18 protein-coding genes and 1 tRNA gene are annotated in these 19,538 nt (G+C 66.3%); 15 read left to right on the top strand and 4 right to left on the bottom strand.

Translation table 11 applies throughout. The annotated features are described in order from the left end of the window. Positions 1-160: 160 nt before the first annotated feature. Positions 161-233, top strand: a tRNA-Ala gene (locus tag G6R19_RS08425). A 93-nt stretch (positions 234-326) separates the two neighbouring features. On the opposite strand, the gene G6R19_RS08420 is transcribed toward G6R19_RS08425, so the two are convergent. Then, the gene (locus tag G6R19_RS08420; protein WP_163164068.1) at positions 327-1,643 is read right to left on the bottom strand and encodes a class I SAM-dependent methyltransferase; all 1,317 of its coding nucleotides are present in this window, start codon (positions 1,641-1,643) and stop codon (positions 327-329) included. A gap of 65 nt (positions 1,644-1,708) precedes the next feature. Between G6R19_RS08420 and G6R19_RS08415 the strand changes: the two genes are divergently transcribed. The 6 genes from G6R19_RS08415 to G6R19_RS08390 all read left to right on the top strand — a co-directional run bounded on the left by G6R19_RS08415 (position 1,709) and on the right by G6R19_RS08390 (position 8,614). Continuing rightward, a complete protein-coding gene (locus tag G6R19_RS08415; protein ID WP_163164067.1) occupies positions 1,709-2,791 on the top strand; it encodes an FAD-dependent oxidoreductase in 1,083 nt (360 codons plus the stop codon). A 44-nt stretch (positions 2,792-2,835) separates the two neighbouring features. Beyond that, positions 2,836-3,990: a methyltransferase gene (locus tag G6R19_RS08410; protein ID WP_163164066.1), complete on the top strand. Its 1,155-nt coding sequence runs from the start codon at positions 2,836-2,838 to the stop codon at positions 3,988-3,990. A 194-nt stretch (positions 3,991-4,184) separates the two neighbouring features. Next, a complete protein-coding gene (locus tag G6R19_RS08405; protein WP_163164165.1) occupies positions 4,185-5,387 on the top strand; it encodes an ROK family transcriptional regulator in 1,203 nt (400 codons plus the stop codon). 111 nt (positions 5,388-5,498) lie between these two features. Next, positions 5,499-6,851 (top strand): extracellular solute-binding protein, encoded by a 1,353-nt coding sequence (locus G6R19_RS08400; protein ID WP_163164065.1) that lies wholly within the window; start codon positions 5,499-5,501, stop codon positions 6,849-6,851. Between the two features lie 3 nt (positions 6,852-6,854). Further along, positions 6,855-7,736 carry a sugar ABC transporter permease gene (locus G6R19_RS08395; RefSeq protein WP_163164064.1) on the top strand — a complete coding sequence of 294 codons (882 nt, stop codon included), beginning with the start codon at positions 6,855-6,857 and terminating at the stop codon, positions 7,734-7,736. After that, positions 7,733-8,614, top strand: coding sequence for a carbohydrate ABC transporter permease (locus G6R19_RS08390; protein WP_163164063.1), 882 nt, complete (start codon positions 7,733-7,735; stop codon positions 8,612-8,614). Before G6R19_RS08395 ends, G6R19_RS08390 begins: the two co-directional genes overlap by 4 nt. A 32-nt stretch (positions 8,615-8,646) precedes the next feature. On the opposite strand, the gene G6R19_RS08385 is transcribed toward G6R19_RS08390, so the two are convergent. Then, positions 8,647-8,850, bottom strand: coding sequence for a hypothetical protein (locus G6R19_RS08385; protein ID WP_163164062.1), 204 nt, complete (start codon positions 8,848-8,850; stop codon positions 8,647-8,649). Positions 8,851-8,990: 140 nt separating this feature from the next. Between G6R19_RS08385 and G6R19_RS08380 the strand changes: the two genes are divergently transcribed. From G6R19_RS08380 to metE, 8 genes are all read left to right on the top strand, one after another. Beyond that, entirely contained in the window at positions 8,991-9,998 is a 1,008-nt protein-coding gene (locus tag G6R19_RS08380; RefSeq protein WP_163164061.1) for a MoxR family ATPase, read from the top strand. A gap of 7 nt (positions 9,999-10,005) precedes the next feature. Continuing rightward, on the top strand, positions 10,006-10,878 hold the full coding sequence (locus G6R19_RS08375; RefSeq protein ID WP_163164060.1) for a DUF58 domain-containing protein: 873 nt from the start codon (positions 10,006-10,008) through the stop codon (positions 10,876-10,878). After that, complete coding sequence (locus G6R19_RS08370; RefSeq protein ID WP_163164059.1) at positions 10,868-11,335, top strand: hypothetical protein; 468 nt, start codon at positions 10,868-10,870, stop codon at positions 11,333-11,335. The genes G6R19_RS08375 and G6R19_RS08370 overlap by 11 nt, the downstream gene beginning before the upstream one ends. Further along, on the top strand, positions 11,326-12,339 hold the full coding sequence (locus G6R19_RS08365; RefSeq protein ID WP_163164058.1) for a vWA domain-containing protein: 1,014 nt from the start codon (positions 11,326-11,328) through the stop codon (positions 12,337-12,339). The genes G6R19_RS08370 and G6R19_RS08365 overlap by 10 nt, the downstream gene beginning before the upstream one ends. Continuing rightward, entirely contained in the window at positions 12,336-13,379 is a 1,044-nt protein-coding gene (locus tag G6R19_RS08360; protein ID WP_205484313.1) for a vWA domain-containing protein, read from the top strand. The genes G6R19_RS08365 and G6R19_RS08360 overlap by 4 nt, the downstream gene beginning before the upstream one ends. Continuing rightward, positions 13,376-14,119, top strand: coding sequence for a hypothetical protein (locus G6R19_RS08355; protein WP_163164056.1), 744 nt, complete (start codon positions 13,376-13,378; stop codon positions 14,117-14,119). Before G6R19_RS08360 ends, G6R19_RS08355 begins: the two co-directional genes overlap by 4 nt. A 357-nt stretch (positions 14,120-14,476) precedes the next feature. Then, on the top strand, positions 14,477-15,442 hold the full coding sequence (locus tag G6R19_RS08350; protein WP_163164055.1) for a methylenetetrahydrofolate reductase: 966 nt from the start codon (positions 14,477-14,479) through the stop codon (positions 15,440-15,442). An 83-nt stretch (positions 15,443-15,525) separates the two neighbouring features. Beyond that, a complete protein-coding gene (gene metE, locus G6R19_RS08345) occupies positions 15,526-17,859 on the top strand; it encodes a 5-methyltetrahydropteroyltriglutamate--homocysteine S-methyltransferase (RefSeq protein ID WP_163164054.1) in 2,334 nt (777 codons plus the stop codon). A 136-nt stretch (positions 17,860-17,995) separates the two neighbouring features. Here the strand turns inward: metE and G6R19_RS08340 are convergent, their stop codons facing one another. Continuing rightward, a complete protein-coding gene (locus G6R19_RS08340) occupies positions 17,996-18,499 on the bottom strand; it encodes a DUF2004 domain-containing protein (RefSeq protein WP_163164053.1) in 504 nt (167 codons plus the stop codon). Between the two features lie 45 nt (positions 18,500-18,544). Continuing rightward, positions 18,545-19,462 (bottom strand): LysR family transcriptional regulator, encoded by a 918-nt coding sequence (locus G6R19_RS08335; protein WP_163164052.1) that lies wholly within the window; start codon positions 19,460-19,462, stop codon positions 18,545-18,547. Between the last annotated feature and the right edge of the window lie 76 nt (positions 19,463-19,538).

The following is a 19,538-nucleotide window of genomic DNA, read 5'->3' as shown; positions in this document are numbered from 1 at the left end:
ATCCCGGCGGATTTTTTGTTCCCAGGGCGCCTGAACCCGCTCCTGCGGCAGTGGTGGCACGCCGCCACACCGCAGAACATGCCGATTGGCGCGCGGCGGGAAAGTGCATTAAGCTGATCAGGTTGCTTCGGCGGGACGTTCTCCCACTCAAGCAAAGTCCGGGGCTGTGGCGCAGCTGGTAGCGCACCTGCATGGCATGCAGGGGGTCAGGGGTTCGAGTCCCCTCAGCTCCACCGGTCATCCTCCCGCCAGGGAGGAAGCAAAAAGGGAACCATCCTTAGGGATGGTTCCCTTTTTTGTTCCTCAGCAGTTACAGCGCCCTGTCCTTACAGCCACTGCGTCCTGCGCAGCGGCGGCGGGTCGCCGCCCGGCCGCTGGACCAGAACCTGATTGACGCCCGTCAGTCCGTTCTCAAAGCCGAGGGCACTGGAAGCCATATACACCCGCCACACCAGGGCCCGTCCGCGGCTGGTCAGTTTCACTGCCTGATCCCACTGCTCCTCCAGCCGGCTGACCCAGGCACGCAGGGTGAGCGCGTAATGCCGGCGCAAAGCCTCCACGTCCAGGATCTCGAAACCGGCTGATTCCAGGGCAGTGGACATCTCGCCCAGGCTGATCATCTCGCCGTCCGGAAAGACGTACCGGGGGATAAAGGAGTGTGGGTCCGGGTCCGTGGGGCCGGCGTTCCAGGAAATGGCGTGGTTCAACAGCCGGCCGCCGGGGCGCAGCAGGCTGAACAGCGTGGCGGCGTAGCGCGGCATCTCTGCCCGTCCCACGTGCTCTGACATTCCAATGGAGCTGATGGCGTCGAAGGGCCCGTCCCGGACATCGCGGTAGTCCTGCACCCGGATATCAATTCGTTCGGTAAGGCCGGAATCTGCGGCACGCTTACGCGCAAGGATGGCTTGCTCCTGGGAGAGGGTCACGCCAACTACCGTGACGCCATACTTTTCCGCAGCATGCAGCGCGAAGCTTCCCCAGCCGCAGCCCACGTCCAGCACGCGCATCCCCGGCTTAAGCCCAAGCTTGCGGCACACAAGATCCAGCTTGGCCTCCTGGGCGGCGTCCAAACCCTCGGCAAGCCGGTCGCCGGCTGGAATCCGGCCGTCCTCCTCTTCAGGCCACACGGCGCAGGAGTAGACCATGGACGGCCCCAGGACCAGGGCGTAGAAGTCATTGCCCACGTCGTAATGGTGGGAGATGGCGGCGGAATCCCTGCGACGGGAGTGAAGCCTGCCCTTGCGCTCAACCCGCGCTTCCTCCGGGGGAGGAGCAGGATTGGGGCCCAGCGCTCCCAGCCGCACGGCGATACGGAGCAGCGTCCAGAGTTCACCAACGGTGAGCGGCCGGAACGGACCGGGCTCTGCAAACTTACCGGCCGAGCTCAATGCGTTGAAGGCGGCAAAAACGTCCCCGGGCGCATCAATGTCACCGGAAACGTAGGCCCGGCTCAGGCCCAGCTGTCCGGGCGACCAAAGCATCCACCTCAGGGCACGCCGGGAACGGAACTCCAGGACAGGGGCCCCCTCCGGCCCGGCCTCGGAACCGTCCCAGGCCCGCAACCTCAGCGGTATTTCCTCAGTACCGAGCACGATGGCCAAGGCCTTGGCGAGCCGTGCTGCGTTTCCGGTTCTAGTGGTCATATGGTCCTCCTGTCTCCATGGGCCAAGACTAAGGCCGGGAAGGCCCGCCCGACTATCATGGGTGGGTGAATCCTGCCCGAGCCGACGTCGTAGTTATCGGCGCGGGCCAGGCGGGACTTTCCGCCGCCTACCATCTGCAGCGCCGGGGGCTTGACTTCGCAGTGCTCGACGCCGAGGAAGGTCCGGGCGGCGCGTGGCGGCACCGGTGGAAGAGCCTACGGATGGCAACCGTGAACGGCATCAGCGATCTTCCCGGCATCGCCAAGCCCGCCGTGGACCCCAGGGAACCGAGCTCGGAGTTCCTGTCGCGCTACTTCCGCGCTTATGAGGAGGAACTGGGCCTGTCCGTCCAGCGGCCCGTGAAAGTAAGGTCTGTCAGCCGTGAAGACACGGACCCTGCCGGCAGGCTGCTGGTCAGCACGTCCAACGGCGAGTGGAGCGCTGCCGCGGTCATCAACGCCACCGGCACGTGGACCCGGCCGTTCTGGCCCATCTATCCCGGACAGTCGACGTTCCGGGGAAGGCAGCTCCATGTAGCCGACTACGCCTCGGCCGAGGAGTTCGCGGGCCAGCATGTGATTGTGGTTGGCGGCGGGATTTCCGCCGTCGGGCTCCTGGACGAAATTTCCCGTGTCACGTCCACCAGCTGGTTCACCCGGCGGGAGCCGGTGTGGCGGGACGCCGAATTCGACACCAGGGCCGGCCACGATGCCGTGGCACTGGTGGAGGAGCGCGTGCGCCAGGGCCTGCCGCCGCAAAGCGTGGTGTCGGTGACCGGCCTCATCTGGACGCCCTCTCTCCGGGCGGCGGCAGCACGAGGAGCGCTCAACCGGCAGCCCATGTTCACGTCCATCGAACCCGGCGGCGTCCGGCTGGCCGACGGGCGCGTCCAGGCGGCAGATGTGATCCTGTGGGCCACCGGGTTCCGGGCCGAACTGGAGCATCTCGCGCCGCTGCACCTTCGTGGACCGGGCGGGGGAATCGCCATGGACGGTACACAGGTGGCAGCCGAGCCTCGGGTCCATCTGGTGGGCTACGGGCCGTCGTCGTCAACCATCGGTGCCAACCGGGCGGGCCGTGCTGCGGTAGCTGCCATTCTGAAACTGCCGGGGATCCGGCCGTCCGCCAGGACGGTAAATTGGGGCTGACGGCGGGGCCGGGCCAGGGCAAACACTACAAGGCGGCAGGAACAGTGGCACTAAAGACTCTTGAAGAGGTCCTTCCGGTACTCCGGCGGCGGCCGGACGTCGAAGCGACCAACCTGCAGGCATGGGATGCCACAGACCGGCTGCTGCTTGATTCGGCCGCCGCGCACGTCTCAGCCGGAAGCACAGTGGCGGTCATCGGTGACCGCTACGGCGCCCTGACCCTGGGTGCCCTTGCAGTCCTCGATCCCGGCGCGGTCCGGGTGCACCAGGACCTCATCACCGGTGAGCAGGCGTTGCGGCTCAATGCCGCCGCGGTACTCGGAAACGGGGCAGGGGGCAGCCTGCCCTTTACCCAGCTTCCCCTCGGACGCGAACTCCTCGAGGACGCCGGGACTGTCCTGCTGCAGCTGCCAAAGACCCTTGCGGAGCTGGACGAAATTGCGGCAGCAGTGGCCGCCTACGCCTCCCCGGAGGTGGTGCTCCTGGCGGGCGGCCGCGTAAAGCACATGTCCCTGGGCATGAACGCCGTCCTCGAGCGCCACTTCAGGTCGGTCACGCCGCAGCTCGCCAGGCAGAAGTCCAGGGTGATCGTGGCCACCGGCGGGCAGGGGAGCGGGGGTCCGGAGCGCTTTCCCGTCATCGAGCACCTGCCCGAGATCGATCTTGACGTCGCAGCCCACGGCGCCGTCTTTGCCGGGCCGCGGCTGGATATCGGTACCCGGTTCCTGCTGACGTTCCTGCCGTCCATGCGGCCGGCGCAGCACGCCATCGACCTGGGCTGCGGCACGGGAATCCTTGCCGCGATGTACGCCCGGCAGCATCCCCGCTCCACAGTCACCGCCACCGACCAGTCCGCCGCCGCCGTGGCATCTGCACTCGCAACTGCCCGGGCCAACGGCCTGGCGGGGCAGGTCCGCGCCCTGCAGGACGACGCCATGGGCACCCTGCCTGCTGGGAGCGCGGACCTGATACTGCTGAATCCGCCCTTCCACGTAGGCGCCGGCGTCCATGCAGGAGCGGGCCTGAAACTGATCGAAGCAGCGGGCCGCGTGCTTGCCCCCGGCGGGGAGCTGTGGACCGTTTTCAACCGCCACCTGGCCTACCTCCCCGCGCTCGAGCGGCACGTTGGCCCCACCGTGGTGAAAGGCCAAAACCCCAAATTCACCGTGACCTTAAGCACCCGCCGCAGCCCGCGGTGATCATGCTCGGGTAAGCAGGCACAGCCATCAGAGAAGGCCGGCCAAAGCTGCGCCGCGCCGTCGTCCGCTCCTATGGGTCTGCGCCTGTGCGTAACGTACGATTCAGACATCAGTAACTATGTGCCGGAGACGAAGGGGACGCCGTGACTGAGATCCGCCAATCCTCACCAAGGCGCGGCACCAACCTGCCCCGGATGGGTGACTTCAACCTGACGGTGATCCTCGACGCCGTGCGCCGCTCATCCGGCGGGCTCAGCAGGGTGGAGCTCGCCCAGATCGTGGGCCTTTCGCCGCAGACCATCTCCAATATTTCCCGCCGCCTGCTGGACCAGAACCTCATTGTTGAGGCAGGCAAGGAGGGCAGCGGTCCCGGTAAGCCCCGCACCATCCTCCGCCTCAATCCGGGCGGCATGTTCGCCGTCGGTGTGCACCTCGACCCCGCAGTGGCCACGTTCGTGGTCCTTGACCTCGTGGGCGCGGTGGTACAGCACTCCCGGATCAAGACACCCGGCGGAAACGATCCTTCCGCCGTTATTGCCACCCTCGCCGCCGAGATCTCCCAGCTGGTGGAGGATTCCGGCGTGGACAGGGACAGGATCGCCGGCCTTGGCGTGGCGGCTCCCGGCCCCATCGACCTTGATAACGGCACCGTGGTGGACCCGCCGCTCCTCCCGGGCTGGGACAGGGTGGAACTGCGCAATGCGCTGTCCGAAGCCACCGGCTACTCGGTGCTCATGGACAAGGACGTCACCAGTGCGGCCGTTGCGGAAACCTGGGCCGGCGGCCCGAGCGGTGCGGGCAGCTTCATCTTTATGTACATGGGCACCGGAATTGGCTGCGGGATCGTCCTTAACGACGAAGTGGTCCGGGGCACGTCCGGCAACGCTGGGGAGATCGGCCATATCGTGGTGGATCCGGACGGTCCGCCGTGCGACTGCGGCCTGCGCGGGTGTGTAAAGTCTTCCTGCATCCCGCAGGTACTCGTGGCGGAGGCCGAAGCCGCCGGTATCCTTGACGGCTCCCGGTCGGGCAACAGCGGGGCCGAAATCCAGCAGAGCTTCTCCGCGCTGTGCGACCTTGCCGACGAGGGAAATGAACAGGCGCTTGCCATCATCGACAAGTCCGCAGTGCTGGTCGCACGGGCAGCTTCCGTGGTGACCAATACCCTGGACGTGGAGCGGGTGGTGTTCGGCGGACCGTTCTGGAGCCGGCTTGCAGAACGCTACCTCGAGAAAATTCCGGCCCTGCTCGATGCCAACAGCGACACCCGGCTGATCCATCCCATCGAGGTGGTGGGGACCGGTGTGGGGGAGGACGTGGGGGCCATCGGCGCAGCGTCGCTGGTTCTGGAACACACACTGGCTCCCCGCGCCCAGAGGCTCCTGCTGGAGAGCTGAGGGGGTGCCCTGCCCTTGCCTGGGGCCGGGCACGGATCTAGCATTTGCGTATTGCCGCGGCTGGGGGGCCCGCTGACAAGGGCCCCGCAGCCATTGATCGAATGGAGCACCATGCGTGGCCCGGCCTTGAAGACCATGTCCCTGATCGCTTCCGCACTGGTCGTTTTGACGGCCTGCACGCCCGGTGCTCCCGAGGATGGATCAAAAACGCTCAAGGTGGTCTATCAGAAGACCGACTCCTTCACCGCCCTGGAGACCATGTTCCAGGCAGCCAAACAGGAGTTCGAGGCTGCAAACCAGGGAGTGACGGTTGAACTGCAGCCCATCCAGGGGAACGACGACGACTACGGCACCAAGCTGGCCCTCGCCCTGAGGTCGCCGTCCACCGCGCCGGACGTCTTCTACGAAGACACCTTCAAGGTCCGCTCCGACGTCGACGCCGGCTACCTCCTGAAGCTGGACAGCCACCTTGAGGGCTGGGAGGACTGGGACAAGTTCGACGACGGCGCCAAGGCGGCAGGGCGGGCGGACGACGGCGGGACCTACGCGGTGCCGCTGGGAACCGACACCCGGGCCATCTGGTACAACCGGAAGGTCTTCGAAGCCGCCGGGATCACCCTTCCCTGGCAGCCGCGCAACTGGCAGGAGATCCTGGACACTGCCCGGAAGATCAAGGCGAACGATCCTTCGGTGGTTCCGTTCAACATGTATGCCGGCAAGGGCACCGGTGAAGGCACCGTAATGCAGGGATTCTACGAACTGCTCTACGGAACAGGGTCCATGCTGTACGACGAGGAAACAAAGAAGTGGGTAGTGGGTTCCGCCGGTTTTACCGACTCCCTGGCTTTCCTCAAGACCCTCTATGACGAAGGACTCGCCGTCACCCCGGCAGAGGCGCTGGATGCGAACGTGTGGAAGAAGGTGTTCGGGGAATGGTTCCCGAACGCGAAGCTGGGCGCCACTGTGGAAGGCTCCTATGCGCCGTCGTTCTGGCAGGACGGCGGCAGCTACGAATGGCCGGGCTATGAGCAGGACATGGGTGTTGCCCCGTTCCCCACGCAGGACGGCGGCGGCCCCGGAGCGGTGAGCATGTCGGGCGGCTGGACGCTGGCGATCGGTGCCGGGACAAAAGAGCCCGACCTGGCGTTCAGCTTCCTCAGCACAGCAATGAACCGCGATAACTCACTGGCCTTCACGCTCGACAGTTCGCAGATCGCGGTCCGCAGCGACGTCGCGGAGGACTCCGGTTACCAGTCCGCGAATCCGTTCGTGAAGGACGTCTCCGAACTCGTCTCGGTGACGCGCTACCGCCCTGCAACATCCGATTACCCTCGAATTTCCGCGGCAGTCCAGGAGGCAACTGAGGCCGTGATTACCGGTGCCCGGTCACCGGAACAGGCAGCGTCAGATTATGATGCTGCGGTGGCGGACATCGTGGGTGGCGACAACACCATCCGGAAGTAAACGGTGGCGGCCCAAACCGGGGTACGCGGGCTGCTGCGGTACCTGCCAGTCCTGCCTGCCGTCGTGCTCCTGGCGGTTTTTCTCGCCGGTCCCGTGCTGTGGGCCCTCCACGCGTCCTTCACAAATGCGGGCCTGACAGGCCGGAACGCGCGCAATCCTGACTGGATCGGGCTGGAGAACTACCAGCGGCTCCTCGTGGATCCCGTGTTTCCCCTTTCCCTGGGGCTGACCGTGCTGTTCGTTCTTGGGTCCGCGGTCCTGGGGCAGAACCTGCTGGGGCTGGCACTTGCGGTGCTCATGCGCCGCGCACGCCGGGCCGTGTCTGCCGTGGTTGGAACAACGGTGGTGGCCGCCTGGGTGCTTCCCGAAATCGTCGCTGCCTTTGCCGCCTATGCCTACTTCAGCCGTGACGGGACTCTTAACCAGCTGCTGGGCGGCCTGGGGCTGGACCAGCCAGACTGGCTCTATTCCTGGCCCATGGCGGCGGTAGTGCTGGCCAACATCTGGCGCGGCACTGCCTTTTCCATGCTGGTGTACAGGGCGGCCCTGAATGACGTTCCGTCGGAAGTGGCTGAAGCCGCTCAGATGGACGGCGCCGGGGGCTGGCAACGGCTTGCCTACATCACCCTGCCCATGATCCGGGGGAGCATCGCCACCAACCTGATGCTGATCACCCTGCAGACGTTGGCGGTCTTCACCCTGATCTGGGTGATGACCGCAGGCGGCCCGGCCAATGCGAGCAGCACACTGCCCATCCTGGCCTACCAGGAGGCCTTTAGGTTCGGTGACATCGGTTACGGCACTGCCGTGGCTACTGTGCTGATCCTCATCGGAGCGGTCTTTGGCGCCGTCTACATCCGGCTGCTTCGGGAGTCGAAGCGATGACCGCGCCCGCCAAAGCTTCAAGGGTTGTTCCTCCCGGCGAAGCTACCGCCCGGACCCGCGGGCCGTACCGCAGCAGTACTCCCGCAGATGTGGCCCTGCTGTTGCTTGGTGCGTGTTTCCTGCTGCCGCTGCTCTGGCTGGTCCTGGCCTCACTGGACGCCGACGCCAGCCACGAAACCCGGGTGCCGGCCCAGGCCGGCCTGGAGAACTTTGCCGCCATCATGACACCCGCGCTGCTGCTCCAGCCGCTGTGGAACAGCCTGGTGCTCTCCACCGGCACCGCCGCCGTCACCCTTGTGGCAGCCGTGCTGGCCGCCTATCCGCTCTCCCGCTACAGGTCCAGGTTCAACACTCCGTTTATGTACACCGTCCTGTTCGGCACCTGCCTGCCCATCACGGCAATCATGGTGCCGGTCTATGGACTGTTCGTGCAGCTGGAACTGCTGGACTCGATGCCGGCCACCATCCTTTTTATGGCGGCCACAGCCCTGCCCATGGCCATCTGGATGACCAGGAACTTTATGGATGCGGTGCCGGCATCCCTGGAGGAAGCGGCGTGGGTGGACGGCGCGTCGAGGATGACCGCACTGCGCACCATCGTCCTGCCGCTCATGCGGCAGGGCCTGGGCGTGGTGTTCATCTTTGTGTTCATCCAGGCCTGGGGGAACTTCTTTGTCCCCTTCGTGTTGCTCCTGTCCGAGGCGAACCAGCCCGCCGCCGTGTCCATCTTCACTTTCTTCGGACAGCACGGAGCAGTCGCCTACGGCCAGCTGGCCGCGTTCTCCATCCTGTACTCACTGCCGGTCCTTGCCCTGTACGTCATTGTTGCCAAGGGTGCCGGCAGCCCGTTCGCCCTCTCCGGAGCGGTGCGCGGTTGAGCACGCACCACAGCACAAGCCCGGCGCCCTTCCTAGTCGATATCCTCGAGGACCACCCCGAAGGGGAGGCTGTCGTCGAGGTGGGCCTGGTGGCCGGTAGAGCCGGGGTTGTACACAACCCGGACGCCGTGCAGCTTGTCCGCCGCTGACTGCTGCAGGACAGGCTTGACAGTGCTGATGAACATCTCGCTCTTGTCGGCGAGATACTCCTTGTAACTGGCTGGAAGCTCGCTCATGTCAAAAGGATAGACCCGGGGAGGCACGGTGGGGAGGGGTCCCCATTGCCGGAACCGGCGGGGCGGTCTTGGATAGGATTGCGGCGGAGGGCAGGCAGTGGGCCCGCCTGCCGCCAGTACAGCCATCAGGGGGAATACCAGTGCTTCAAACCAGCGAGTCGGCAAGGATTGAACCGGCGGAGCTGGCCAGGGCGCAGCAGGTTGCCGCCGGCATCGCCAGGAGCTTTGACGCCAAAATGGTGGGGCAGTCCCGGCTGAAGGAATCATTGCTGGTGGGGCTGCTGACCGGCGGGCACATCCTCCTCGAGAGCGTTCCCGGCCTGGCCAAGACCACCGCTGCGCAGACCGTGGCCGAAGCCCTCAGTGCGGAATTCCGGCGGATCCAGTGCACACCGGACCTCCTGCCGAGCGACATCGTCGGCACCCAGATCTACGACGCCGCCAAGGGCACCTTCGTGACGCAGCTGGGCCCGGTCCACGCCAACATCGTGCTCCTGGACGAGATCAACCGTTCCAGCGCCAAGACCCAGAGCGCCATGCTGGAGGCCATGCAGGAGCGCCAGACGTCCATTGGCGGCCAGGAGTACCGGCTGCCTTCCCCGTTCCTGGTCCTGGCCACCCAGAACCCCATCGAGCAGGAGGGAACGTACCAGCTCCCGGAAGCCCAGATGGACCGCTTTATGCTCAAGGACGTCCTCGATTACCCCTCGCCTGCAGAGGAGGCCGAGATCATCCGCAGGATCGACGCCGGGATCTTCACCCAGGAGCAGAAGCCGGCCGCAGCGGCGTCGCTGGACGCGGTGGTCCAGGCCCAGGGCGTGGTGAAGCGGATCTACATCGACCCGGCCATCGTCGATTACATCGTGGGGCTGGTCTACGTGACCCGGAACGCCGGGCAGTACATCGATCCCCGCCTGGCCGGCTTCATCGATTTCGGTGCCAGCCCGCGGGCCAGCATCGCATTCAGCCAGGCTGCCCGCGCGGTGGCCCTTCTGCACGGCCGGGACCACGTTATCCCCGAGGACGTGAAGTCCCTGGCCCACCGCGTGCTGCGGCACCGGATCATCCTGAACTTTGAGGCGGTGGCCGGGCAGGTGCCGGTGGAAACGGTGATCGACGCCGTCGTCGCGGCCGTCCAGACACCCTGAGGCAGGGATGACCACGCTCCTTCAGCGAGTGAAGTCGAGGATGGCCATCTTCGCGCACCGCAAGGCCCGCGGCATGCTCGACGGCGAGTACGGCTCAGTATTCCGCGGACGCAGCCTCGACTTTGACGACCTCCGCGCCTACGTCCCCGGTGACGAGGTGCGCGACATCGACTGGAAAGCCACGGCCCGGCACGGCTCGCCGCTGATCAAGAGGTACGTCGCGGTCCGCCGGCAGACAGTCCTCCTCATCACCGACACCGGTCGCAACATGGCAGCCGTGGCCCAGGGCGGCGAAACGAAGAAGGACATCGCCGTGATGGCGCTGGGGGTCCTGGGGTACCTCGCGCACCGCCACGGCGACGTGGTGGGCCTGGTCAGCGGCGATTTGGTCCTGACGATGACCCTTCCGGCGAAGGGCGGGGAGGCGCACCTTGAGCGGCTCTTACGCCACGTCCATTCCCATGCGTCCGAGGACGCGGCCCGCAGCAGTATTGAGGAGCAGCTGGAGTACGTGGCCCGAACCATCAAAGGGAGGCACCTGCTGTTTGTGGTGGCAGACGAGATAGCGGCGAACCCGGAGCTGGACCGGCTGCTGCACCGGCTTCGGGTACAGCACGAAATCCTGTGGCTCACCATCCGCGACGCCGATTTGGCCTCGGCCGCGGAGTGGTACGGCGTGGACGATTCCTCGCCCCTGCTGAGCCACCTGGCACAGTCGCCGGCCGTGACGGCAGCTTACACGCGGGCTGCCGCAGAGCGGGATGCCGGCCGGGAGAATATGCTGCGCCAGGCCGGGATTACCGAAGGCTCGGTTGCCGGCACCCATGATGTCATCACCGCACTGTTCGCACTCCTGGAAAGGCATCGGCGTGCAGGTTGATCCCGGTTTCCACGGCCCGCTGCCGTACAGCCCGGTGTGGCTGTGGGCGGGTCTGGGACTGCTCCTCCTGGTAGCTGCTTGGTACATTTTTGTCTTCACCAGCACCCGGGAGCCGCGCGGGAACAGCGCGGATGTCGCGGTTCCGCTGACCGACCTGCCGGCGCTGAAGGCGGCGTACCTGCAGCGGATCAGCGACGTGGAGCATAACGCGGCAGCCGGAAGCCTCGCTGCCCGCGCGGCCCACCAGGAAATCAGCCTCCTGCTGCGCCAATTCGTCCGGGAGGCCACGGGAGTGGACGCGCCGCGAATGACGCACGCCGACCTCGCCGAACATCCCCTGCCTTCGGCTGCCGCTGCCATCTCGGCCTTGTATCCCGGCGAGTTCGGCCCCGAGCCGCTGCCTGCAGTTGCCGCCTCTGCCGCCACGGCCCGGGAGGCGGTGCGTTCGTGGAGCTGATCTTCTGGTGGCTGATCCCTCCTGCTGCCGTTGCGGCCGGCCTGGCAGGATGGGCGGCCCTGCGCGCTGACAGGAAAGCCAACGCACGACGTCGGCCGGCAGCGCACGCTGACCGGCTCACCAGGCTGCCCGAATACCAGGCGGCGTTGCGGCGCCACCGCCGATGGCTCACCGTGGCGGCAATCGCCTGTGCTTCCCTGCTGGCGTCCAGCGTGCTGGCAGCCGCACGCCCAGTGGAAATCAGCACCATCCGGCCGGAGCAGCACAACCGGGACATCGTCCTGTGCCTGGACGCCTCAGGATCCATGAGCAGCGCGGACGCCGCGGTGGTGGACGTGTTTGTGCGGCTGGCCCAAGACTTCAAAGGCGAGCGGATCGGCCTCACCATTTTCGACAGCACCGCCATCCAGGTCTTCCCCCTGACGGACGACTACCAGTACGCCCAGGAACAGCTGACGCTGGCCCGCGACGCCTTCGACGGGAAGCCCGGCACGTCCGGCTTCCTCGACGGGACCTGGAGCGGCCGCGGTTCATCCCTGATCGGGGACGGCCTGGCCTCCTGCCTCAACAGCTTCCCGCATGGGGCGGGCCTGGCGGAGAGGCAGACTGCGAACCACGCCCCGCGCTCGCGGTCGGTGGTGCTGGCTACGGATAACTTCGTTTCGGGACAGCCCATCATGACGTTGAAGGAAGCCGCAGGCCTGGCCAAGGACAGGGCGGTGCGCGTGTATGCACTGAACCCCGGGGACCTGGACTACGGCACCGGCGCCGACCAGCCCGGGGCGCAGCTGAGGGAAGCTGCCGAGCTCAGCGGCGGAGCGTACTACGCCTTGGACAGCGCCGAGGCTGTGCCGGGCATCGTGGAGGGGGTGCAGGAAACGGAGGCAACTGCCCGCCAGGGTGCTCCCCGGGCGGTGGCCTCGGACCGCCCTGACCTTCCCTTGGCCCTTGCCCTCCTGTCCGGACTTGCCCTCGCCGTCGCGGGTTGGCGGCTCCGGCCATGACCCTGCACCCGATCCTGCCGTGGTGGCTCCTGCTGCCTGTTGTCACGGCCGTGCTGGTGCTCCTGGGCCGGCGGATTCTCCTCCAACGACGGCAGGGCGTGCGCAGCGAAGTCCGCCGCGCCCTGCTGGTGCTGCTTCTGTTCGCCGCGGCGCTCCGGCCGGGTTTGCCGGGCGGGTCAGCCGCAACAGCCACGGCCGACCTCAATGTGTTCTTCGTGGTGGACACCACCAGCAGCATGGTGGCCGAAGACTACGGAAATTCCGAGCCGCGGCTGAAGGGCGTGCGCCAGGACATCATGGCGATTGCCCAGGAACTGCCCGGCGCCCGCTTTTCCGTCATCACCTTCGACACCAAAGGGCATGTCAGGATGCCCCTGACCACGGACACGTCAGCGTTGGAGACGCTCACCGCCATCCTCCAGCCGCAGGTCACGGCCTATGCGAAGGGCAGCAGCATCACGGCCGCCCGCGGGGTACTCGCAGAGCGGCTGGCCGCCGCCCGGGAGAGCCATCCGGAGCGGCCACGGCTGGTCTTCTACCTGGGCGACGGCGAGCAGACCGTCGGCAAGGAACCCGAACCGCTGCAACTGGAGGAGAGCCTGGTGGCCGGGGGAGCAGTGCTGGGCTACGGCACCCCCGGCGGCGGACGGATGAGGGAAAACACCGGGTTGGATTTCGACGCCGATGCCCCCTACATCCAGGACAGCAGCGGCAATGCCACCAGGGATGCTTTGTCCGTGATTGATGAAAGCAGGCTCCGCGGGATCGCCGCCCAGTTGGATGTACCTTACGTGCACCGGGCGGAGGGGGACCCGGTGCCGCCGATGCTCCAGCAGGCGCGCCCGGGGGCTTTGGAACGCACCGCCGAGGACGGCAGCCTGGCGGGCCGGACAGAGCTGTACTGGCTGTTCGCGGCGGGCGCCTTTGTGCTCGGTCTGGCCGAAGCTGTCCTGGTCATGAGGCAGTTCCGCGAACTGCGTCCCGCTTCCGGACCGCGCCGTGCCCGGCGCTCCGCGGACGCAGGGCAGGCAGCCCGATGAAGGCCAGCGGACCCCAAGCCTGTGGCATTGCCCGGATCCGGAGGCGGCGCCTGCTGCTGTGGTCGGTGCTGCCCGGACTCCTGCTGCTGTGTGTGGCCCTCAAACTGCTCAGTGTGGGCCCCCTCGCAGGGCAGGCGGCCCGCGCCTTCGCAGCGAACGATGCCCACGCCGCCGGAATGGCTGGGGAGGCGCTGCAACTGGCGAACATCCTCGAGCGGCACAAGGCCCCGTTCGCAGCAGGCGACGCCCTCGTGCTTGCCGGCGACGTAGGCGCCGCCAGGCTCAAGTTTGAGGAAGCCCTGAACCTCGCACCGGCCGATTCGGCGGACGCCTGCATCATCCGGCTGAACCTTGTCCTTGCCGTCGAGAGGCTCGGTGATGACAAGCTGCGCTCGGAGGACCGGGCGTCGGCCGCTGCCCTGTTCACGGAAGCGCTGGACATTGCCGGCGCGGCGCCCGGCGGCTGCTTCGCCGGCACGGAAGCTGCGGAAGCCGGACAGAAACTCAGCGAGGCTGAAGATCGCCTGAAAGGGAAACTCGAAGGAGCCGGCAACGGGCAGGCAGGGACGCCGAAGGACGCCGGCAAGGTGGAACCGGAAGCCGGGACTCCCAGCAGGAGCCAACTGGAAGCGCTGGCCGAAAGCGGCCGGGAATCCCAGCACGAACGCAACAGCGGACGGGAACGCGAGGACTACCTTTCGGACACCGACTACGCTCCCGGCCCGGACCGCCCCTGGTAGCGGGCGGGCAGTGAGGGGCACGTAAGGGCCGCCCGCGGCGAAGAATGTTCTGCCGGACGAAGAAACAAGGCGTAAGACTGCGTCTTAATTCGGAGTTGAACTTGAATGCTCTTCCGGCCGCTCCTAGAGTTCTATACAAGTTACCGCGGTAACGTGTCAGCGATCCTCCCTTACGGAGGGTGTGGGTGCCCCCATGTGGGCCTGACATTTGCTCACGGACAACTTCATTCCAGGCGTAACAGTCGCGGCTGCGTCCTTGTGGAGTTCTTCCGTGTTCCCCAAACTCAATTCATTGCCGGCGTCCCGTCACAATTTTCTCGGCGGGCAGCCCGCAATGGCCCAAAGCCAAGGACGCAAATGTCACCACCAAGCCTTATTGACACACATCCAAATCTCTCCGACGCCGCCCCGGTGGCGCTTTCCTACGAGTTGTTCCCGCCCCGGTCGCCGGCCGCCGCGGAGACACTGTGGACCACCATCCGCGAACTCGAAACCACCGAACCGGACTACGTCTCTGTCACCTACGGTGCCAGCGGCTCCAACCGGGACACCGCCGTCCAACTCATCAACCGGCTCCTGCTCGAAACCACTCTCCGGCCGCTGGCCCACCTGACCTGCGTAGGCAACACGCCGGAGGAACTTGCGGGAATCATCGGTCAGCTACTGGACACCGGAGTACGCGGAATCCTGGCGTTGAGGGGTGACCGGCCGCAGGACGGCGCACCTCCCGTTGCCGGGTCCCTGCGGTATGCGCAGGACTTGATTGAGCTTATCCGCCGGGTTGAACAGCGCCGGTCGGCGTTGCTGTGCGCCGGCAAAATCGCCGTTGGTGTGGCTGCGTACCCCACCCGCCACCCGGAATCACCCAGCGAGGACCACGACGTGGAGGTGCTGCTTGCCAAGCAGCGCTCCGGCGCCGACTTTGCGATCACACAGGTTTATTTCCGTGCGGAGCAGTACGCGGACCTCCTCACCCGGGCGCGTCGTGCCGGGGTGACCATCCCGATCATCCCGGGCGTTATGCCATTCACCAGCCTGCGCCGGGTGAAGCGGCTGGGCGAACTCAGCGGCGTAGAGCCGGCACCGGAGCTCGTTGCCCGCCTCGCTTCCGCGGACAGCGACCTCGAACGCCTCCGGATCGGCGTCAGCGCCACGGTGGACCTGGCCAACGCTGCCCTGGATGCAGGAGCACCGGGCATCCACCTGTACACCTTCAACGAACACCAAAGCGCACTGGACGTACTGGACAAGCTGGCTCTTCCGCGGCGCTCCCGTACCGGCAGCCGGCGTGAAGCCGTGGCCCGGCCGCAGCTCGCCAGCTGAGCATCCCGCCCCTGGCCGCACGACGATAGCCCCCGGCCACAAAGCCCACACTTTCAGACCCCGTCCCTACCTGAGGATTTGCCATGCCTAAAAGCAACACCCCTTTCCCGTCCGCCTCACTCCTCGGCTACCCGCGCATCGGCCGCCGCCGCGAGCTCAAGAAGGCCGTGGAGGCCTACTGGGCCGGCAAGATCGACGCCGCCGCCCTGGACGCCACCGCCAAGGACATCCAGCTGGCCATCGCCAGGCGCCTGCAGGAGCTCGGCCTGACTGAAGCCGCAGCCGTTCCCGGCACCTTCTCCTACTACGACCAGGTCCTGGACACGACGGCCCACCTGGGTGCGGTACCGGCCCGCTTCGGCAAGCTCCTCAACGCAGAGGGACAGCTCGACGTCGACGGCTACTTCACGCTTGCCCGCGGCACCAAGGGACAGCAGCCGCTGGAGATGACCAAGTGGTTCGACACCAACTACCACTACCTGGTACCGGAGATCGGCCCGGAGACCGAGTTCACCCTCGCCTCCACCGCCAAGGTTGACGAGTTCGCCTTCGCCCTGGCCAACGGCATCGAGACCCGCCCCTACATCGTTGGCCCGGTCACCTACCTGCTGCTTTCCAAAGCTTCCGACGACGCCCCGGCCGGCTTCGCGCCGCTGTCCCGCCTCGAGGACATCCTGCCCGTCTACGTGCAGCTGCTTGAGAAGCTCGCCGCCGCCGGCGCCGGGTGGGTCCAGCTCGACGAACCTGCACTGGTGGTTGACCAGGACATCCAGGCCGCCGAAATCGAGGCAGCGGTTGCCCGCTCCTACGAGGTCCTCACCGCTGCTGCCAACCGCCCGCAGATCCTCGTTTCCACCCCGTACGGTTCGCTTGATGGCCAGCTCGGCACGCTCGCTGCCACCAACATCGAGGCACTGCACATCGACGTCTTCAAGGGCGCCGTTCCCTCTACTGCCGCCCTGGCGGGCCTGGGCGACAAGACCCTTGTTGCCGGCGTCGTTGACGGCCACAACATCTGGCGCAACGACCTTGCCGCTTCCGCCGCAAAGCTGAAGGAACTGAAGGCCGCCGCGGGCAAGCTCGCCGTCTCCACCTCCACCTCCACCCAGCATGTGCCGCACGACGTGGCCGAGGAAACGCAGCTCTCCGCGCAGCTCCGCAGTTGGCTGGCGTTCTCGGACCAGAAGGCCGTGGAGGTCACGACCCTTGCGTCCTACCTGGCCGACCCCTCCTCCGCCAAGGCAGCCATCGACGAAGCCACCGCAGTGATCGCTTCCCGTGCCACCGCCGAAGGCGTCCGCCGTGCAGACGTCCGGGCCCGCACCGGGGCCCTCACCGCCGCTGACTTCAGCCGCTCCGAATACTCCGTCCGTGAAGCTGCGCAGGAAGAGGCGCTGGACCTGCCGCCGCTGCCCACCACCACCATCGGTTCCTTCCCGCAGACCTCGGAGATTCGTTCGGCCCGAGCCCGCAACAACAAGGGCGACCTCACGGACGAGCAGTACGGGAAGCTCATGAAGGACGAGATCAAGCGCGTTGTGGCCCTGCAGGAAGAACTCGGCTACGACGTCCTGGTCCACGGCGAGCCCGAGCGCAACGACATGGTGCAGTACTTCGCCGAGAACCTCGAAGGTTTCGACGTCACCGTCCACGGCTGGGTCCAGTCCTACGGCTCGCGCTGCACACGCCCGTCCATCCTCTGGGGCGACGTCACGCGCAGCGCCCCCATCACAGTGGAGTGGGCCAAGTACGCACAGTCCCTCACCAGCAAGCCGATGAAGGGCATGCTCACCGGTCCGGTCACCATCCTGGCGTGGTCCTTCGTCCGCGACGACCAGCCGCTGGGTGAGACCGCCAACCAGGTTGGCCTCGCGCTGCGCGACGAGATCGCCGACCTCGAAGCTGCCGGCATCAAGGTCATCCAGGTGGACGAGCCCGCACTGCGCGAACTCCTCCCGCTGCGGAAGGCCGACCACGCCGACTACCTGAAGTGGTCCGTGGACTCCTTCCGCCTGGCGACCGCCGGTGCAGCGGACGCCACCCAGATCCACACCCACCTCTGCTACTCCGAGTTCGGCGTGATCATCGACGCCATCGACGGCCTGGACGCGGACGTTACCTCCATCGAGGCCGCACGGTCCCGCATGGAGGTTGTGCACGACCTCGAATCCCACGGCTTCGGTCGCGGCGTTGGCCCGGGCGTGTACGACATCCACTCGCCGCGCGTTCCCGGCACCGAGGAAGTCACCGAGCTGCTCAGCACCGCCGTCAAGCACGTGCCGTCCCGCCAGCTCTGGGTCAACCCGGACTGCGGCCTGAAGACCCGCGGCTACACCGAGACCGAGGAATCCCTGCGGAACCTGGTGGAGGCCACCAAGACGGTCCGCGCCGAACTGCTCGAAGCAGCTAAGCAGTAGCGGCGAAGTAGCAACCCTCTAAGAGAGCCCGCAGAGTCTCAAGGGCCGGTGCGCTCGGCGCGCCGGCCCTTGAGAAGCGGGGGAACGGATCGGCCGGCCACCTCCAAAGGTGGCCGGCCGCCGTCGTTAATCTACGTCAGGACCAGACGATCTCGTCGTCTACTACGCCGTCCTCATCGGCCGACGCCACCAGGACCTCATCGGTGAAATGCTCGCCCAGGGTGAAGTCCAGAACGAAGTAGCGCTCGGGCTGGCCGGGGTAGATGCGGACGTGGCCCAGCTTCAGTGCCTTGAGGAACACTTCGTTGGTGAGCTGGCTGCGTTCGGTCACCCCGAATACCTTCTGCAAGTGCTCATCCTTGAGTGCGTTGCAGTGGAAGTGGAGGTACTCCTGGGGGCTGGTGCCTTCCTGGTCCAGTTCCTCGGCGATCATGTCCCGCACCTCGTCAACGAGTTCCGGCAGGAAGCGCAAGCGGTAATCGACCTTGCGCAGGGCGGCCTCGTCGAAGTGGTCATGGGCGGTGACGTTCAGGTCGATTTCCAGCGGATGGCCACGCAGTTCATGCTTGGCGGCGATGAAGTGATCCCTGCCGTGGTTGAGCTCGATCTCTCCAAAGTGCTGGCTCGCTACCTTGTTCATAGTTTCAACATAGACCCGAACTGCGGTGCATTCCAGCGTTCAGGCCTAATTCACTGCCGTGCGCATCCCGGCCAGGGTCTCAGCCAGCAAATCAACAAACAGCTGCACCCGTGCCGTTTTCCTGTCATTGATCAGCAGCGCGAAGACGTTGCGGGCCAGCCGGATCTCTGGAACGTCAAGCACCACCACGCCTTCAGGCCGGTGGCGCAGTGCCAGCTCTGGCACCAGCGCTGCCCCCAGACCTGCAGCAGCCATTTCCAGGCTTGCATGGAAATCGTCACTATGCGCCACCACACGGGGATGCAGGTTGCAGCCGGCGAAGAGGCGTTCAATGACCATCGCATCGCTGGTGCCGGGGTGGTGCATGATCCACGGCATTTCGGAGAGGTGGTCGGCCGCCACCTTCGCGTCAGTCCGGAAACCCCAGCCGGCCGGCAGCACCACCCGGAAGTTGTCGTCGCCGATCCACTGCCGGTTAATGGTGTTCGGCCACGCGAACCCGGTCTGCCCCACCTGGAACACAACGGCCAGGTCCAGGTCACCGCCGGTGCGCAGCCCCTGGATGGTCTGGCCCGGTTCCGCTACGGAGACTTTCAGGTCAATGCCCAGGTTCTTCCATGCCGGGTTCTTCAAAATCCGCGGCAGGACGTAGGTTGCCAGGCTGGGAAAGATGCCAAGCCGTAGTTCCTGGTTGGCTGTGTCCTGCGTCTTGGAAGCTGCGGCCATCAGTGCCTCCATGTCCGTGAGCACCTTGGCGGCGTGGCGGGTCATCACGACGGCGGCTTCCGTGGGCACCACGCTGCGGGCGGAGCGCTGGAAGAGGACGACGCCGGTATCCCGTTCCAGGGCAGACATCTGCTGGGAGACAGCCGAGGCCGTGTAGCCCAGCGTTGATGCCGCGGCGGCGAACGAGCCGAGCCGCGTGACCTCCAAAAGGGTCTTCAGGTGTACCGGATTTACCACCTGCCCACAGTACTCCGCCGCCCAGCGCTGAAGAAGCTGGCAGGCACGGCACCCATCCGCGGCCGCAACGGCGTCG

It is taken from the genome of Arthrobacter sp. Alg241-R88 (assembly GCF_900537115.1).
Classification (GTDB): Bacteria; Actinomycetota; Actinomycetes; order Actinomycetales; family Micrococcaceae; genus Arthrobacter.
Note: the sequence above shows the minus strand (reverse complement) of the source record. Positions and strands in the feature narration are given on the sequence as shown.

Bases quoted from the DNA above. Each gene is read 5' to 3' on its own strand.
- G6R19_RS08390 (WP_163164063.1), top strand. From the start codon at position 7,733: ATGACCGCGCCCGCCAAAGCTTCAAGGGTTGTTCCTCCCGGCGAAGCT.
- G6R19_RS08385 (WP_163164062.1), bottom strand. From the start codon at position 8,850: ATGAGCGAGCTTCCAGCCAGTTACAAGGAGTATCTCGCCGACAAGAGC.
- G6R19_RS08360 (WP_205484313.1), top strand. From the start codon at position 12,336: ATGACCCTGCACCCGATCCTGCCGTGGTGGCTCCTGCTGCCTGTTGTC.
- metE (WP_163164054.1), top strand. From the start codon at position 15,526: ATGCCTAAAAGCAACACCCCTTTCCCGTCCGCCTCACTCCTCGGCTAC.
- G6R19_RS08400 (WP_163164065.1), top strand. From the start codon at position 5,499: ATGCGTGGCCCGGCCTTGAAGACCATGTCCCTGATCGCTTCCGCACTG.
- G6R19_RS08375 (WP_163164060.1), top strand. From the start codon at position 10,006: ATGACCACGCTCCTTCAGCGAGTGAAGTCGAGGATGGCCATCTTCGCG.
- G6R19_RS08350 (WP_163164055.1), top strand. From the start codon at position 14,477: ATGTCACCACCAAGCCTTATTGACACACATCCAAATCTCTCCGACGCC.
- G6R19_RS08405 (WP_163164165.1), top strand. From the start codon at position 4,185: ATGGGTGACTTCAACCTGACGGTGATCCTCGACGCCGTGCGCCGCTCA.
- G6R19_RS08355 (WP_163164056.1), top strand. From the start codon at position 13,376: ATGAAGGCCAGCGGACCCCAAGCCTGTGGCATTGCCCGGATCCGGAGG.
- G6R19_RS08340 (WP_163164053.1), bottom strand. From the start codon at position 18,499: ATGAACAAGGTAGCGAGCCAGCACTTTGGAGAGATCGAGCTCAACCAC.
- G6R19_RS08420 (WP_163164068.1), bottom strand. From the start codon at position 1,643: ATGACCACTAGAACCGGAAACGCAGCACGGCTCGCCAAGGCCTTGGCC.